The sequence below is a fragment of the Bordetella genomosp. 5 genome (genome assembly GCF_002261475.1).
In the GTDB taxonomy this organism is placed as follows: Bacteria; Pseudomonadota; Gammaproteobacteria; order Burkholderiales; family Burkholderiaceae_B; genus Bordetella.
Genome location: NZ_NEVN01000005.1, coordinates 221282 through 237132, shown reverse-complemented (window position 1 = coordinate 237132; position 15851 = coordinate 221282). Strand labels below are relative to the sequence as shown.

Genomic DNA, 15851 nt, shown 5'->3' with positions numbered 1-15851 from the left:
GCGCTCAGCGCCGCATGCCGCCCGCAGGCTTGCGACGACGCGCGCGTCAGCCGCCGCCGCTGCGCAGCAGCGGATAGGGATCGACGGGCTGCGCGTCCACGTAGACCTGCAGATGCAGGTGCGGCTCATCGTCGCCGGCGTTGAGACCGGTATTGCCGACATAACCGAGCAGGTCGCCGGCCTTGACCACCTGGTTGTTGCGGATGTCGGCGAAGCCGTCCATGCGCGAGTAGTGAATCGACATGCCGCCCGGCCCGCTGAGCATCAGCGCATTGCCGAGCTTCTCGTTGAACATCACGAAACTCAGCACGCCATCGGTCACCGCCCGCACCGGCGCGCCGCGGCCCGCATAGATGTTGACCCCGTGCGCGCTCCGGTCGGCGGGGTTGCCGGAATCCTTTGCCACGATAACGCGCCGCATGCCCACGCCTTCGACCGGCATCGGCAGCGAATCCGGCGTCGCGTCCGCCCGCAGGCTCTGACGCTTGACCGGACCTTCGAGCACGAAAAACGCCTTCTGGCCCATCCATAGCGCGATGGCGATGAACAGCACCGGGCCGGCCAGCCGGCGCAGCCAGGGCAATACGCGCAGCAGTCGGTCACGCGATGAGGTCGTCATTCGATGATCGGCACATGGGCGGCCGCGTGGCGCGGCAGATGTCCGGTCAGGCGCGGATCGACCTGCAGCTCGATGCGCGTGGCATACGGCGTGAACCCGGCCTTCGTGTAGAAACGCAGGGCCGAAGGATGGTCGTAGGTGCAGGTGTGCACCCACATGCGCTCGATGGGCCGCGCCCACGCCAGCGCGATGGCACGCTGCATCAGCGCACGCCCCAGACCCAGGCCGGTGCACGACGGCGTCAGCCCGAGAAACATCAGTTCGCATTCGCCGGCCTGGCGGAAGTCGAGTTCGAGGATGCCGACATCCTCGTCGGCCGCGCGCACGATGTGAATCTGCACATCGGGATGGGCCAGAATGCCTGCCAGCTCCGCATCGCTCATGAAGAGCCGCGAAAACCACAACCAGTCGGCGCCGACCTTGCGGAACAAGGCCCGGTAAGCGTCGATCCCGAGCTGCTCCACCGGCGCGAGGCGATAACCGGCGGGCAACGCCGTGTCGCCCGCGGGCGGCGGCGTACGCATTTCGAGGTCGGTGACGATGCTGGCGATATGGCCGCGCGGGACGTCGGTGTAGCCAAGCGGAATGGAGATCGGGCCTTCTGTCATGATGCGGAAGCGGTGCGGGGACGGCGACGGGTAGCACTATGCCACCATCGCCGCGCCGCGTCTCGCCGCCCTGCCCTCAGTTCGGCTTGAGCCCGATCGCGCTCACCACCTGACCCAGCCGCGCGTAGTCGGTGCGCGCACGCTCGAGCGCCTCGGCCGGCGTGTTGCCCACGATCACCCAGCCCAGCTCCTTGAGCTTGCGCTGCGTGTCCGGCTCCTTCAGGCTGGCCGCCAGCGCGGCCTGCACCTTGTCGACCACGGCGGGCGGCGTGCCCTTGGGCGCGGCCAGACCGAACCAGCCGGCCGGCACCAGCCCTTCGATGCCGAGCTCTCTAGCGGTCGGCACCTGCGGATAGCCCTCGAAACGATAGTCGCTGGTCACGAACAGGGCCGTGGTCTTGCCGGTGGTCACGTACGGAATCTGCGACGCGGCGTTGTCCATCATCGAATCCACGTGACCGCCCAGGATATCGTTGACCGCGGGCGCGGCGCCCTTGTAGCCCACGATGCTCAGGTTCACATCGGCCGCCTTGGCGAACGCCGCCTGCGTCAGGTGTGCCTGCGTGCCCAGCCCCGCGTTCGCCGAGCTCAGGCCGCCGGGCGTCCTGGCGCTGCGCGCCTTGAAGGCGGCGTAGTCCTGCGCGGGGTAGTCCTTGCCCACCACGAAGACAAACGGCACCTCCACCGCGATCGAGACCTGCGCGAGGTCTTCGACCGGGTTGTAGCGCAGCTTGTAGATGTGCGGATTGACCGCGATGGTGCCGCTCGCGCTGAGCAGGAGCGTGTAGCCATCGGGTGCGGCGCGCACGACGTGTTCGGTGGCGATCGACCCGCCCGCGCCCGGCTTGCTGTCCACGATCACGGCTTGTCCCAGACGCTTGGACATCGCGTCCGCGAGCAGGCGGGTCAAGGTGTCCGAGGCCGAACCCGGCGCATACGGATACACGATGGTGATGGCCTTGGACGGATACGCGTCGGCGGCGTGGGCCGGCGCGCACGCCGCCCAGATGCCCAGCGCAAGCACGCCGGTATGGATGCGATTCATGATGGTTCCCCCTGTGTACGGCTGTTGTGAATGATTTTTTGAATGACCGGAATGCAGAGCGCGGCGTACCAGCTCAGCTCGGGCAACATCTCGTCCCGATACCAGCCCGCCTCGTGCAACAGATTGAGCGACGCGATGGTCTGGCCGTCCCAGCGCACCGGTACGTTGACCGCGCTCTCGCAACCCAGCGATGTGATGAGCGCGTGATCGAAGAAGGCACGCTCGCAGGCGGCGCGATCAGCGCAGATGCGGGCCTCGCCGCGCTCGACGACGCTCGCGTAAAACGCGCTGCCCGTGTCGATCGGCTTGGCGCCCCCGGTGGGATAGGCCTCGGGCTGGCTCGAGAAATAGCGCCGGCTGAGACCCGCTTCGCGGTCGAGCACCAGCACCGTAAAGAGGCGGTAACCGATGCGCGCCGACAGCGCGGCGGCCACCGCGCGCAGGCCGTGTTCGGGCTGATCGCCCCGTGCCAGCGCCTGCGCGACGTCGCTCAACGGCAGCGTCTGCGGCATCCCCTCGCCTGTATGCGTCACGGCCTGTCCTCGTTCTGGTCGAAACGCATTCTGACCGGCAAGCCCCATAGGCGCTAATGAATAAACCTGAGATATCCATTACCATTTCTGCATGGATGCCGCCCCCACCGATCTGGCCTGGACCCGCCGCCTCAAGCTGCGCCATCTGCAGGTGCTCACTGCCCTCGAAAGCGCGGGCAGCGTGACGGCCGCGGCCAAAGGCATGCACATGACGCAGCCCGCGCTATCGCACTGGCTGAGCGACATGGAAGACCTGGTCGGCACGCCGCTGTTCGTGCGCGGCCGCACGCTCGAGCTCACCGAGGCGGGCCGCGCTCTGTGGCGCTACGCGTGCCGCGTGCTCGGCGACACGGCGCGCACCGGCGAAGAGATCGAGGCCGTCAAAGGCGGCGTGGCGGGTCATCTGCACATCGGCACCATTCTGTCGGCCGCGCCCGTGCTCTTGCCGCGTGCCATTGCCGCGCTGCATCAGCGCTCGCCCAATGTGCAGATCGAGCTGGTCGAGGGTCTGCTCGATGCGCTCATCGAGCGCGTGGAGCGGCGCGAGATCGACCTGATCATCGGTCCGCTCGACGTGCGCGCCAGCCGCTCCGGGCTGTGCACCGAGTGGCTGATGACGGACACCTTCAGCGTGGTGGCGCGGCGCGGCCATCCGCTGGCCGAGCTCGCCGCGCCGCGCTGGGAAGATTCGCAGGGCTATCCGTGGATTCTGCCGCCGCCGGGCACGCTGTCGCGCGTGCGGCTCGACCAGGCCATCGTGGATGCGGGCATGCCGCCGCCCAAGCCCGCCGTCGAGACCAGTTCGCTGGTGGCGCTGCTGTCGATGCTGCAGGATCGCGACTACATCGCCACGCTCGCGAGCTCGGTCGCGCACATGTACGAGCAGCTCAATCTGATCCGCATCGTGCGCGTGCCGTCGAGGCTGGAGTTCGGCCCGATCGGCATGCTGTGGGCGGCCGACTCGCCCAGCATCGTGTTGCCGGCCCTGCGCGAAACCCTGCGCGAAGAGGCCCGCAGCCTCTTCGCGCCCGGCATGGCCGATCCCTCTTCTACTTGACGGTCGCGTACTCGAGCGTCTTGGGCGTGTTCGTCAGCACGCGCGGGGTGTCGCCCACGACCACCGTGTCATCGAGACGGAAGCCGCCGATGCCGTAGGCATAGATGCCGGGCTCGGCCGAGTACACCTCGTTGTCGAGCAACGGCCGCTGGCTGAAGGCCATGTCTTCCGGATACTCGTGGTGGATGATCCCGACCGCGTGCCCGGTGCGATGGCGGATGAAGTCGGCGTAGCCGGCCTTTTCGATTTCGGCCTGGGCCGCCGCGTCGATCGCGCAGACCGGGTTGCCCGTGCGCGCCGCGGCGATGGCGGCCTCGTTGGCGGCCTTGGCCGCCGACCACAGCCGCGTCTGCTCGGCCGACGGCGTGCCGCAGAACCACGTGCGTTCGTTCTCGATCGTGAGCCCGTTCAAGCGGGGGATTACGATGTTGACCAGCACGTCGCCTTCCTTGATGCGCGCGCCGCAGGAGGCGCCATCGCCGTGCGGCGACGCCGACGCCGGCCCGCTCAGCGTCCAGCAGCGGATCACCTCGAAGTGCTCGCCGGGAAAGCGCTCCGCGGCCTCCTGCACGAAGAGCGAGGCCATCGCGAAGTCCAGCTCCTGCACCAGGCGGCCCGGACGGATGTTCTCGCGATAGCGATCCTGAATCCAGTCGGAGATCGAGGCCACCGCCGCCATCACGCCCAGCTCTTCCTCGTGCTTCTGCCAACGCAGCGAACGGCACTCCGGCGTGGCGCTGCGCAACACGAGCTCGGGCAGGAGCCGGCCCACCTGCGCCAGCACCGGGCTGCCGCCTTCGACCGCGACGCGCGACCGCGCCAGGCCGGCAGACTTCAGCCGGGCCGCCAGCACCTCCGGCAACTGCGTGATCAGGGGCAGACGATTCGTCACGCGCGGATGTTCGGCGTAGTAGCTGATGTCGGTGATCCAGACCTTGCCCTGCTCCTGCGAGAACCGCATATGGTGCGTGGAGAGCTCGTTCATCACCAGGAACGGCGTGCCGTTGCGCGGCACCACCGCAAAGATGGGCCGCTCCCAGGGCAGCACGTCGGTATGGAAGTTGGTCGCAAACTGGAAGAAATCGGCCGAGGTGAAGATGATCGCATCGACGGCCAGCTCGTCCATCATCGCGGTCATCTTGTCGAATCGATACTGCCAGACGGCCTTGGTGAGTTTGGGCATTACATATCCTTGTAGGTGGGAGGTCAGTCGTTGCTCAGGCCGAGTTGGCGAATGAGCGGGCCCCAGGTCGCGCTGTCGCGTTCGGTCCACTCGGCCACGGCCTCGGGTGCGGACGGCAGTGGCTCGAGCTGCAGCTCCTGCAGGCGGGCCTTGATCGCGGGGTCGTCGAAGAAGCGGCGCGTCTCGGCGTTGAGCCGGTCGATCGCCAAGCGCGGCGTGCCCTTGGGCGCCACCAGCGCATACCAGCCCGGCAACGGAAAATCCTTCAGGCCCAGCTCGGCCAGCGTGGGCACATCCGGCACGCTCGCCGCGCGCTGCGTGCCCACCACGGCCAGCGGCACGACCTTGCCGGCCCGGGCCTGCGCCGCGGCGGTGTTCAGCACGTCGGCCATCACCTCGGTCTGCCCGGCGACCACGCTGGTCAGGCCCGCCGCCGCGCCGTTGTACGGCACATGGGTGAGCTTCATGTTCTTGCGCTGCGCCAGCATCTCCACCACCAGATGCGTGGAGTTGCCCTTGCCCGCCGAGGCGAAGTTCAGCGACTCCGGCTGCGCCTGGGCGCGGGCGACGAGCTCATCGAGATTGCGGATGCCGGTGTTGGTGCTGGTGATCAGCAGGAACGGCGTGTTGACCAGCAGGCTGACCCCGTCGAAATCGCGCGACGGCCGATAGGCCAGGTCCTTGTACATGTGCGGATTGAAGGCTAGATACGAGATGCCGCTCACCAGCACCGTGTAGCCATCGGCCGGCTGCTTGGCCACGTAGCTCGAGGCCAGGATGCCGTTCGCGCCGGGCCGGTTCTCGACGACCACCGGCGTCTTGAGCTGGCGCGACAGATAGTCCGCCCACAGCCGCCCGATCACATCGGTGCCGCCGCCCGCCGCCTGCGGCACGACCAGTTTGATGGGTTTGTCCGGGTAGCCCGCCGCGCCGGCGGGTCCGCCCAGAATGAGCAATGCGAGTCCCGCGGCACGGCCCGCGCGCAGCGATAGCGTCTTCAGCATGTCGTTCCCCTTGAATCGTCGAATACGCCGTCGGCCGACGGCGGCGCCTGTATGGCTGTCCGAGGATTATGGGGAGACGGGGCATGAGCGACCAATGAATAAAGCTGAGGGAGCCATTAGCGTTTCTGCATGGTTGTGTGCCGCCAGGAACGGGCACGCCCCCTGTCAGGCGGGCACCCGCCGGCGCCGCGTCACACCACGGCGTGCGCAAATGAAACAGCCGTAGACCATCCACTTGGATGGTACTAATATGTGCACATGCCTCCCCGCACCCCCGCCCTCGCCGCCGCACCCAAGCCTCCCGATGAGAAGGTCACGATCAACCTGGGTTATGTCGACCTCGGTCAGATCGATCTGCTCGTCCAGGAAGGCTTCTACGCCAACCGCACTGATTTGATACGTACGGCCATCCGCAATCAGCTGGCGCTGCACAGCGAAGCGGTGCGTCAGGTCGTCACCCGCAAGACGCTCGTGCTCGGTATCCAGCACTACACCGCGCAGGACCTCCTCGCGGTGCAGGCCGCCGGCGAGATGTTGCAGATCCGCGTGCTGGGCCTGGCCACGATCGCGCCCGACGTGACGCCCGAGCTGGCCCTCGCCACCATCGAATCCTTGACCGTCCTGGGCGCGCTACATGCAAGCCCCGCCGTCAAAACCGCCTTGCGTCAGCGTATCGGCTGACGCCTTCTTGCCGTAAAGGGAATGCCATGCACCCCGAGTTCCTGCAGTTCATGAATCACGCCACCCGCCTCACCCAGGCCGGCGATCTGGGCGCGGCCACCGCCGCGATCCAGTCGGCGCTGCGCGGTGTCGGCGCACAAGCGCCGATGGCCGCCGCATCCGTGCGTCCGGCGGATGGCGATGTCATCGATGTCGAGGCGCGCGAAGTGCCGGACAGCGGCGCGCGCAGCGGCGCGCGCGCCACCCAGGCGGCCGCGCCCGCCGCCGCCAACGCAGCCGCAGCCGCAGCCCGAGATCAGGCTACCGCGGCAGACACCGTGATCACCGGCACCTTCCGCAATGCGTCCGGGCAGCGCGCCTACCGGCTGTATGTGCCGCCGGGCGCGGGCGACCGCCCCCGGCCGCTGGTCGTCATGCTGCACGGCTGCACCCAGGACGCCAACGACTTCGCGGCCGGCACGGCCATGGACGAAGCGGCACGGGCCCAGGGCTTTTATGTGCTCTATCCGATTCAGCCGCGCGAATCCAATCCGCAGAAGTGCTGGAACTGGTTCAAGCACAATCACCAGCAGCACGGCCGCGGCGAGCCCTCGATTCTGGCCGGCATGACGCGTTCGGTGATGGAGGCGCACAACATCGACGCCCGGCGCGTCTACACGGCGGGCCTGTCGGCCGGCGGCGCGATGGCCGCGATCCTGGCCAACACCTACCCCGAGTTGTTTGCAGCGGCGGGCGTGCACTCCGGGCTCGCGCCCGGCGCGGCCTCGGACCTGCCGTCGGCCCTGGCCGCCATGAAGGGCAAGGGTCTTGCCGGCGCCGCCCCAACCGGCAACGGCGTGCCGCTGATCGTGTTCCATGGCGACCGCGACGCCACCGTGCATCCGGCCAACGCCAAGGCGGTGGCCGCCACCAGCGCCGGTGCGTCGGCGCGGATCGAATCCGGCGCGGTGCCCGCCGCCGGACCCCGGCGTGGCAGCACGCGCTACCTCTACCGCAATGCCGCCGGCGCGGTCATCGTCGAACGCTGGGAGATCCATGGCGCCGGCCACGCCTGGGCGGGCGGCTCCAGCCGCGGTTCGTACACGGACCAGAACGGCCCGGACGCCACCGGGGAAATGCTGCGCTTCTTTTTCGAGCGGGAGCTCGACCCCGCGCGCTGAGCACCGTGCCGCAGGCGCGGCGCGCCGGCGCAGCCCGGCCAGCACGAGGCGCACGCGTGGCGCGGGCGCGGCGCCGTGTCAGGGCGCCGGTTCGCGCAGCGTGCCGACCTCGATCTCGCGCGCGCCGCAGGCCCGCACGAACTCGGGATCGTGGCTGGCGAACAGCACGACGCGATCTTCGCCCCACTCGGCAAACACCTCGGCCAGCACGTCGCGCGCGGCCATGTCCAGGCCGTTGGTCGGGCCGTCCGCGATCACGACGGCCGGATCGCCCAACCGGGCGGCCGTCAGGAAGACTTTGCGGCGCGTGCCGGTGGACATCTGCTCGAAGCGCTTGTCCAGATGCGGAGTGAGGCCCAAATCCTCGGCAAGCGCCCATGTCGCGTCATCCAGCGCCACGCCCTTGTCGGCCGCCACCTGTTCCAGCAGCTCGCGGCCGGTCATCGCCGGATGCAGCAGGCAGTTGTCGGCCACATAGACCAGCCGCGCGCGCGCCGCCTGCGGCGCGCTGGCCATCGACAGGCCATCGATCCAAACATCGCCCTGATCCGCCGCCAGCACGCCGGCCACGATCGCCAGCAGGGTCGACTTGCCGGTGCTGTCTTCCTCGCACAGGGCCACGCAACCCGACTCGAACGCCTGTGTCAGGCCGTCGAAGACGAGCACGTCGCCATAGCGCTTGGTGAGCTTATCGATGCGTAGCATGAGGGTCCTTTGGGCGTTGCGTCTTGATGTCGTCTTGGGATGCCGAGCGCTGATCCGGCGGGTGTCACGGCGTGAGCAACAGCACGATGGCGTGCAGCGCGACGCCGATCAGCCCGCCCACCAGGGTGCCATTGAAGCGGATGTATTGCAGATCGCGGCCCACGCTCAGCTCGAGTTCTTCGACCAGATGCCGTTCGTCCCAGGTCTTGACCGTGCGCGCGATGTGTTGCGTCACGCCGCTGCGCAGCCGGCCCGTGAGGCGGCGCGCCGCACCCATCAGATGGGCGTTGAGCGCGTCGCGCAGGCCGGGATCCTGCGCCAGTCGGCCAGAGAGGTTGCGCAGCGCGGACTCGAGGTGCGTCGCCATCGCCGAATTCTCATCGTTGAGGTCGCGGCGCAGCGCATCGTGAATATCGCCCCACAGGGTCTGGACGTACTCCTGCACCTTGGGATGCTCGATGGCCTGTTGCTTGAGCTTCTGCACCTGGGCCGCCAGCGCGGGATCGTCGCGCAGGCGCTCGATGTAATCGAGGACCCAGGTTTCGTAGTTGCGCCGCACCGGGTGGTCGGGCGCGGCGAGCACCTCCCGCAATTCGTCGACCATGGCCTGGGCCAGACGCTCGGCCAGGTTGTCGGCCATCTCGTCGAGATCGGCCACGTAATCGAGCGCCTTGATGGTGCGCGGCCACTCCTTGCGCGCGAACTTCACCAACAGCGCCGAGGCGCGATCCCGCACGTCGGCCTCGCCCAGATAGTTGCCCAGCCGCGCGAGCGCGGCGTCCAGCAGCTCCTGGTGCCGCCCGTCGCGGGTCAGCAGCGTGAGCACATCGCCCGCCGTGCGCGCGGCGTCCCAACGCTGGACGGTATCGACCACGAAGCGCTGGATGGCGCCGCGCACCGCGCGTTCGTCGAGCAGGTCGAGCATCTGCAGCGCGATCTTGCGCGCGCCCTGCGCCAGCGCCCGAGTCTGCGCGGGCTTGGACAACCAGCGCGCCAGCCGCGTGGCCGGATCGAACGTGCGCAGCTTCTCGAGCAGCGTATCGGGGTCGAGAAAATGATCGCGCACGAAGATCGCCAGGTTGTCGGCGATGCGCTCTTTGTTGGAAGGGATGATGGCGGTGTGCGGGATTGGCAGGCCCATCGGGCGCTTGAAGAGCGCCACCACGGCGAACCAGTCGGCCAGCGCGCCCACGGTGGCGGCTTCGCAGAACGCCCGCACCCAGGCCCACGCACCCTGCCCGCCCATCACATGGCTCGCGATGAAGCCCGCGAGCATGGCGAGCAGCAGCACGAGCGCCCAGACTTTCATGCGGCGCAACTGGCGGCGGCGCAGTTCGGCGAGGGGCAGCGTGGGATCGGCGTAGGACATAGCGCGGGCAGGAGTGGCTCGTTACCCGAGCATACCAAGCCCGGCGCGGCTTACGTCACCGGGCCCGGGTTGAACAGCGCCAGCGCGTTGTGCAGCTTGAGCTTCTCGGCGCAGGTCTGGCGCTCGCCGCTCGCCACCGACAACAGCAAATGGAAGAGCTCCCAGCCCACGTCTTCGATGGTGGCCTCGCCGGTGGCGATGCGGCCGGCGTTCACGTCCATCAGGTCGTGCCAGCGGCGCGCGAGATCGCTGCGGGTGGCCACCTTCACGACGGGCACCTGCGCCAGGCCGTAAGGCGTGCCGCGGCCGGTCGTGAAGACGTGCAGGTTCATGCCGGCGGCCATCTGCAGCGTTCCGCAGATGAAATCGCTGGCCGGCGTGGCGCAGAACACCAGGCCGCGCGTGGTGAGGCGCTCGCCCGGCGACAACACGGCCGAGATGGCCGACGAGCCGGACTTCACGATCGATCCCATCGCCTTCTCGACGATGTTGGACAGGCCGCCCTTTTTGTTGCCCGGCGAGGTGTTGGCGCTGCGATCGGCCATGCCACGCTCGAGGTACTTGTCGTACCAGTCCATCTCGCGGATGAGCGCCTGCGCCACCTCGGGCGTCGCCGCGCGCGCGGTGAGCTGGTCGATGCCGTCGCGCACCTCGGTGTTCTCGGAGAACATGACGGTGCCGCCGGCGCGCACGATCAGGTCGGCCGCGAAGCCCACGGCCGGATTGGCGGTGAGGCCGGAGAACGCATCGCTTCCGCCGCACTGCACACCCACCACGAGGTCCGACACCGGACAGGGCTCGCGGCGCCGCGCGTTCAGGCGCTGCAGATGTCGATCGGCGGTCTGCATGATGGCATCGATCATCGAACCGAAACCGACGTGCACATCGTCCTGCAGGCAGACCGTGTCGACCGGCTCCTGCCAGGGATTGGCATCCTGCTGGGCGATCGGAATGGTGCTCGGGCGGCCCGCCACCGGCATCAGGCGCTCGGGCTGCAGCTTCTCGCAGCCCAGGCTCACCATCATGGGCTCGCCGCCGAAGTTGGGATTGCGCGCGATGTTGCGCAGCGTGCGCACCGGCACCGCGGCGCCGGGCGCATCGATCGCCACGCCACAGCCGTAGGTGTGCTCGATGCCGACCACGTCGTCCACGTTGGGATAGCGCGGCAGCAGTTCGTCTTTGATGCGGCGCACGGCGTGCTCGACCACGCCCTGCACGCATTGCACGGTGGTGGAGATGGCAAGAATGTTGCGCGTGCCGACGGTGCCGTCGGCGTTGCGGTAGCCCATGAAGGTATAGCCTTCGAGCGGCGTCGTATCCGGCGCGGGGCGGTTGGCGATCGGCAGGTCGTCGAGCGTGCGGGCCGAGGGCATGGTCGTGACGCGCTCGTTGATCCAGCTGCCGCGCGCCAGCGGCTTGGCCGCATAGCCCACGGTCACGTTGTAGCGCACCACCGGCTCGCCCTCGGCGAGGTCCGTGAGCGCCACCTTGTGACCCTGCGGCACGCCTTCGACCAGCGTCAGACCACAGGGGAATACCGTCCCGGCCGGCAGACCGCCGTCGTTGGCCACGATGGCGACGTTGTCGTTCGGGTGGACTTTGATATACAGGGGAGCAAGGCGGGGAGCATCAAGCTGGACTTCGGTAGCGGCGGGCATGGCGGGTGTCTCGATCGTGTCGTCTGTACGCGCGTGTCCCGGGGCCTGCCCCCGGGATCAGCACGGTAGCGCTCACAAGCCGGTGCGGCCGGACTTGTAATACAAGTTTCGAGTTTTTTTGCCTGCTTGTAAAGCCAGCAGTGCGGCGGGCCGGAGGGACGCCGCGGGCTCGCCGCGAGACGTAGTCTGGCGGCCACAGCGCCGGCCTGCCGCCTGCGCCTTCCGCTTGCGCGGCGTCGCGGCCTCCGCGCGCACGCGGTGATCCGCCCCCGGACCCGTCGCCGGCGCCGGCGCCCCGGCCGGACGAGACTACCGTTTAAACCTCGACAATCGCCAGAGCGTCAAGGCGCACTTTCCCCAAAGACGCGCAATACCAACGCGCGGCCCATCGAGCTGCGCAATATTTGCTCGCCAGTCCACGGCGCGAGGGCTAGCATGATGCCCTTCCCCCCCTCCCCACCTTCCCCCAACCGGAGCGCTCGTTCCATGTCGACCCGCTTACAGATCGCGCATGCCGGCGCGGTATTTGCCGCAGACACCGCCGGAGAAGGCACCCCCGTCCTGTTCCTGCACGCGAACGTGTGCGATAACCGCATGTGGCGGGCGCAGGTCGAGGCCGTGGGCGAGGCTTTCCACGCCATCGCGTACGACCGGCGCGGCTTCGGGCAGACGCGTGCGGTGCCCGAAGACCATTCCAGTGTGTCTGACCTGTTCGCCGTGCTCGACGCCGTCGCGCCCGACCGCCAGGCGGTGCTCGTGGGGTGCTCCGCGGGCGGCCGCATCGCAATCGACGCCGCGCTGCGCCATCCCGAACGCGTGAGCGCGCTGGTGCTGGTTTCGCCCAGCGTGGCGGGTGCGCCGGCGCCGGCCTATCCGGCCGCCGCGCTGCCGCTGCTCGCCAATCTGCAGCAGGCCGAGGCCCGGGGTGACATCGACAAAATGAACGCGATCAAGGCGCGGCTGTGGCTCGACGGCCCGCTGCAGCCCGAAGGCCGCATCGGCGGCGCCACGCGCTCGCTGTTTCTCGACATGAACCAGCGCGTGTTGCTCGCGCCGCCGACCGGCACCGATCTCGACATGGACCGGGCCTGGCCCCGTCTCGCCGAGATCGGCGTACCCACGCTGCTGCTGTGGGGCGAGTACGACTTTCCGCACATCCAGGAGCGCTGCCGCCGCATGGTGCAGACCCTGCCGGCCGTACAGGGGCACGCCCTGCGCGGCGTGGCGCACCTGCCCAGTCTCGAGCAACCGGGCGAGGTCAACGCGCTGATCCTGGATTTTCTGTCGAGCGCGGGATAGACGCTCGCGCGCCCGGTGCCGCTGGCGTCGCGCCTGGTTGGCTCACGCCGCGCGTTCGGGCAGCAGGCGATCCAGCCGCAGCCGATCGCGCGCGTCGGTCAGGCGCCGCATCGCCAGCCAGGCCGCGCCCATCGCCGCCAGCCCGCTCGCCCCGCACAGCAGGAACATCAGCAGGATCTGGTATTTGGCCGCTTCGACCGGATCCATGCCGGCGATGATCTGGCCCGTCATGATGCCCGGCAAGGTGATGATCCCCGCGGCCGCCATCTGGTTCACGCTGGGTACGATGCCGCGCCGCACCGAGGCACGCACCAGCGGCGCGAACGCCTGCCGTGCCGACGCGCCGAGCGCGAGCTGCGCCTCGATCGCGCCGCGCTCGCGCCGAATGCCGGAGAGCATGCCGTCGAGCGCCAGGCTCGCCGCGTTGAGCACACTGCCCAACACGATGCCAACCAGGGCGATGGTGTAGCGCGGGTCGTACCAGGGATCCGGCCGCAGCGTGGTGTGCAGAATGAACATCGCGGTCAGCAAGGTGGTGCACGCCACCGTGACCGCCCCGACCCAGCCATTGCCCCGGCCGCGCAGACGCTCGGCCGGCCGTGCCGCCACCTCGCGCGCGGCGAGGCCCATCATGATTACGAGCACCAGCGCCGTGAGCCACGGCGTGCCGTGGGCGAACACCACCCGCAGAATGTGTCCGACCAGCAGCAGCTGAACGACCGTGCGCACCGCCGCCCACAGCACTTGCCGCTCCAGCCCCATGCGCAAGGCCAGCGAGATCAGCGCCGAGACCACGACGAGGCTGGCCGCGAGCACCAGATCGCCCGCGCTCAGTTCAATCACGCCCATGACGCGCTCCCTGGGTTGCGGCTGGGTTCTCCGCGAGGCTCGCGGCGGGAATCGCCGCAGGATCTGCCGCGCGCGTTTGACGTGCGCCGTGCGCATCAGCCGGCACGCTCAGGCGGCCGGCCTCCATATGAAAGCACCGCAGCGCGAGCCGCCGCGCCTGTTCGTCGTCGTGCGTGACGAGCACGAGACCCGCGCCGCGCGCGAGCTCCGCGTGCAACACCGCCTCGACGCGCGCGATCGATTGCGCGTCGAGCGCGGCCGTCGGCTCGTCGAGCAGCAACACGGCCGGTTCGAGCAGCAGCGCGCGGGCCAGACCCAGACGCTGGCGCTCGCCGGTGGAGCATTCGTGTACCTGCGCATCGAGCTTGGCCGCGTCCAGCCCCAGCCGATCCAGCATCGAAGCGGCAGCGGCGCGATCGGTGAAATGGGCCCCGACCTGCTCGTGCCACCATCCCGCCTCGGCCTGGCAATACACCACCTGCCGCCGCCACGCGGGCGCGCGCATGGCCGAACGGGCGCGCCCGTCGAGCCAGACCTCACCCTCGCCCGGATCGAGATCGGCGATCTGCCGCAACAACACCGACTTGCCGGCGCCCGACGGACCGAGAATGGCGACACACTCGCCGGATGCGAGATCGAACGACACCGGCGCGAGCCGCTCGCAGCTCAGCCCGCGCACGGATAACAAGGTGGCGGCAGGCGATCCTGCGGCGGGCGAACCTGCGGCGGGCGATCCCGCGGCAGGCGAACCTGCGGCGGGCGATCCCGCGGCTGGCCGGCCCGCGGCGGGCGCGCTAGACAATGACACTGGATCTGGCATGGCGAGAGTATCGCTCACCACCCATAGAATCGCGGCCAGATTTCGACGGTGCTTTCGTCCACCGCCGCATACTCGGGAAACTGTGCGCCGGTGGCGCATGCGTGATTCGGCAGCAGGCGCAGCCGCATGCCCACCGGGAAGCGTTCGGTGACATCGCCCGGCGCGGCGCCGTCGACCGGCGCGATGATGCCGTGCTCCTGATTGGCCTGCGTCATGAGCCAGCCGGCCAGCGGCTCGCCGTCGAGCGTGCACGGCATGCCATAGCCGAAGTCGTGGCCCTGCCTGGACGTGCCCCGGTCGCGGCTCATGGCCATCCAGCCCGCGTCGACCACGATCCAGCCCTTGTCGGGCTGATGACCGATCACGGTGGTCAGCACGCTCAGCGCGACATCGCTCTGGCGGCAAACGCCGACGTTATGCATGACCAGGTCGAAGAACGCGTAGACGCCGGCCCGCACCTCCGTCACGCCGTCGAGCGCGCGCGCCGCCAGCGCGGTCGGCGTGGAGCCGACGCTGACGTTCGGGCAGGCGATGCCGGCCTCGCGCAGACGAGCGGCGGCGCGCACGCAACCGGCGCGCTCCACCTCGGCCAACGCCGCGAGCGCGTCGGGCGTGTTCAGCTCGTAGCTGCTGCCGGCGTGGGTCAGCACGCCGTCGACCAGCCCGGCCGCGTCCAGCACGCGCGCCACGTCGAGCAACTCGGGTTGTTCGGGCGTGATGCCGGAGCGATGGCCGTCGGTGTCGATCTCGATCCACGTCGGCAGCGCGAGACCCGACTCGCGGCACGCGGCCACGATCGCCTCTGCGCCCGCGACGTTGTCGACGATGATCTTGAGATCGCAGCCGGCGCGCTTGAGCGCCAGCGCGCGCGGCAGCTTGGACGGCGCCATGCTGACCGCATAAAGAATGTCGCTGATGCCGGCCGCATGGAACTGCTCGGCCTCTTTCAGGGTGGACACCGTGATGCCGCGTGCACCGGCGGCGATCTGCGCCTGCACGACCTCGAGGCATTTGGTGGTTTTCACGTGCGGACGCAGGGCGACGCCCAGCGCGTTCATGTGATCCTGCATGCGCGCGATGTTGGCGGCGAGGCGCGCGCGATCGACGACCGCGGCGGGCGTGTCGAGGTCGGCGTAGAGGTCTTGCGCGATGGCGTTCATGGGCATATCCGTCGGGCGGCCGCCCGACGGGGCGGCACTGCATGAGCCGTATTCTACGAACGCCGGACGCCCTGCTCGTGTCGGTCGGGCTAATCGTTAGA

16 protein-coding genes are annotated in these 15851 nt (G+C 69.1%); 4 read left to right on the top strand and 12 right to left on the bottom strand.

Annotated features, from left to right (window positions below; translation table 11 throughout):
* Window positions 1-46: 46 nt before the first annotated feature.
* The 4 genes from CEK29_RS11215 to CEK29_RS11200 form a co-directional block, all read right to left on the bottom strand.
* Entirely contained in the window at window positions 47-619 is a 573-nt protein-coding gene (locus CEK29_RS11215; RefSeq protein ID WP_094799845.1) for a M23 family metallopeptidase, read from the bottom strand.
* Window positions 616-1227, bottom strand: a complete 612-nt coding sequence (locus CEK29_RS11210) for a GNAT family N-acetyltransferase (RefSeq protein WP_094858116.1) — start codon at window positions 1225-1227, stop codon at window positions 616-618. The genes CEK29_RS11215 and CEK29_RS11210 overlap by 4 nt, the downstream gene beginning before the upstream one ends.
* Before the next feature lie 76 nt (window positions 1228-1303).
* Entirely contained in the window at window positions 1304-2272 is a 969-nt protein-coding gene (locus CEK29_RS11205) for a Bug family tripartite tricarboxylate transporter substrate binding protein (protein ID WP_094799843.1), read from the bottom strand.
* Window positions 2269-2784, bottom strand: a complete 516-nt coding sequence (locus CEK29_RS11200; protein ID WP_176456881.1) for a GAF domain-containing protein — start codon at window positions 2782-2784, stop codon at window positions 2269-2271. The genes CEK29_RS11205 and CEK29_RS11200 overlap by 4 nt, the downstream gene beginning before the upstream one ends.
* 112 nt (window positions 2785-2896) lie before the next feature.
* Here CEK29_RS11200 and CEK29_RS11195 point away from each other — a divergent pair, with 112 nt between their 5' ends.
* Window positions 2897-3862 carry a LysR substrate-binding domain-containing protein gene (locus CEK29_RS11195; RefSeq protein ID WP_094799842.1) on the top strand — a complete coding sequence of 322 codons (966 nt, stop codon included), beginning with the start codon at window positions 2897-2899 and terminating at the stop codon, window positions 3860-3862.
* Here the strand turns inward: CEK29_RS11195 and CEK29_RS11190 are convergent.
* Window positions 3855-5045 (bottom strand): M24 family metallopeptidase, encoded by a 1191-nt coding sequence (locus CEK29_RS11190; RefSeq protein ID WP_094799841.1) that lies wholly within the window; start codon window positions 5043-5045, stop codon window positions 3855-3857. The two genes, CEK29_RS11195 and CEK29_RS11190, sit on opposite strands and share 8 nt — an antisense overlap.
* A gap of 23 nt (window positions 5046-5068) precedes the next feature.
* Window positions 5069-6049, bottom strand: coding sequence for a Bug family tripartite tricarboxylate transporter substrate binding protein (locus CEK29_RS11185; protein WP_094858115.1), 981 nt, complete (start codon window positions 6047-6049; stop codon window positions 5069-5071).
* 258 nt (window positions 6050-6307) lie between these two features.
* On the opposite strand from CEK29_RS11185, the gene CEK29_RS11180 reads away from it, so the two are divergent.
* Together CEK29_RS11180 and CEK29_RS11175 are read left to right on the top strand one after the other, a co-directional pair.
* Window positions 6308-6730 carry a CopG family transcriptional regulator gene (locus tag CEK29_RS11180; protein ID WP_094799839.1) on the top strand — a complete coding sequence of 141 codons (423 nt, stop codon included), beginning with the start codon at window positions 6308-6310 and terminating at the stop codon, window positions 6728-6730.
* 26 nt (window positions 6731-6756) lie between these two features.
* Window positions 6757-7890: an extracellular catalytic domain type 1 short-chain-length polyhydroxyalkanoate depolymerase gene (locus CEK29_RS11175; protein ID WP_094858114.1), complete on the top strand. Its 1134-nt coding sequence runs from the start codon at window positions 6757-6759 to the stop codon at window positions 7888-7890.
* A gap of 78 nt (window positions 7891-7968) precedes the next feature.
* Here the strand turns inward: CEK29_RS11175 and CEK29_RS11170 are convergent, their stop codons facing one another.
* The 3 genes from CEK29_RS11170 to garD all read right to left on the bottom strand — a co-directional run bounded on the left by CEK29_RS11170 (window position 7969) and on the right by garD (window position 11622).
* Window positions 7969-8595 carry an ABC transporter ATP-binding protein gene (locus CEK29_RS11170; protein ID WP_094858113.1) on the bottom strand — a complete coding sequence of 209 codons (627 nt, stop codon included), beginning with the start codon at window positions 8593-8595 and terminating at the stop codon, window positions 7969-7971.
* Between the two features lie 64 nt (window positions 8596-8659).
* Window positions 8660-9964, bottom strand: coding sequence for a DUF445 domain-containing protein (locus tag CEK29_RS11165; RefSeq protein ID WP_094799836.1), 1305 nt, complete (start codon window positions 9962-9964; stop codon window positions 8660-8662).
* A 50-nt stretch (window positions 9965-10014) separates the two neighbouring features.
* Complete coding sequence (gene garD / locus CEK29_RS11160; protein ID WP_094799835.1) at window positions 10015-11622, bottom strand: galactarate dehydratase; 1608 nt, start codon at window positions 11620-11622, stop codon at window positions 10015-10017.
* A gap of 486 nt (window positions 11623-12108) precedes the next feature.
* Here garD and CEK29_RS11155 point away from each other — a divergent pair, with 486 nt between their 5' ends.
* Entirely contained in the window at window positions 12109-12921 is an 813-nt protein-coding gene (locus CEK29_RS11155) for an alpha/beta fold hydrolase (protein ID WP_094799834.1), read from the top strand.
* A 42-nt stretch (window positions 12922-12963) separates the two neighbouring features.
* Here the strand turns inward: CEK29_RS11155 and CEK29_RS11150 are convergent, their stop codons facing one another.
* The 3 genes from CEK29_RS11150 to CEK29_RS11140 all read right to left on the bottom strand — a co-directional run bounded on the left by CEK29_RS11150 (window position 12964) and on the right by CEK29_RS11140 (window position 15750).
* On the bottom strand, window positions 12964-13770 hold the full coding sequence (locus CEK29_RS11150; RefSeq protein WP_094799833.1) for an ABC transporter permease: 807 nt from the start codon (window positions 13768-13770) through the stop codon (window positions 12964-12966).
* The gene (locus CEK29_RS11145; RefSeq protein WP_369597734.1) at window positions 13757-14416 is read right to left on the bottom strand and encodes an ABC transporter ATP-binding protein; all 660 of its coding nucleotides are present in this window, start codon (window positions 14414-14416) and stop codon (window positions 13757-13759) included. Before CEK29_RS11145 ends, CEK29_RS11150 begins: the two co-directional genes overlap by 14 nt.
* Before the next feature lie 188 nt (window positions 14417-14604).
* The gene (locus CEK29_RS11140; RefSeq protein WP_094858112.1) at window positions 14605-15750 is read right to left on the bottom strand and encodes a DSD1 family PLP-dependent enzyme; all 1146 of its coding nucleotides are present in this window, start codon (window positions 15748-15750) and stop codon (window positions 14605-14607) included.
* Window positions 15751-15851 lie beyond the last annotated feature (101 nt).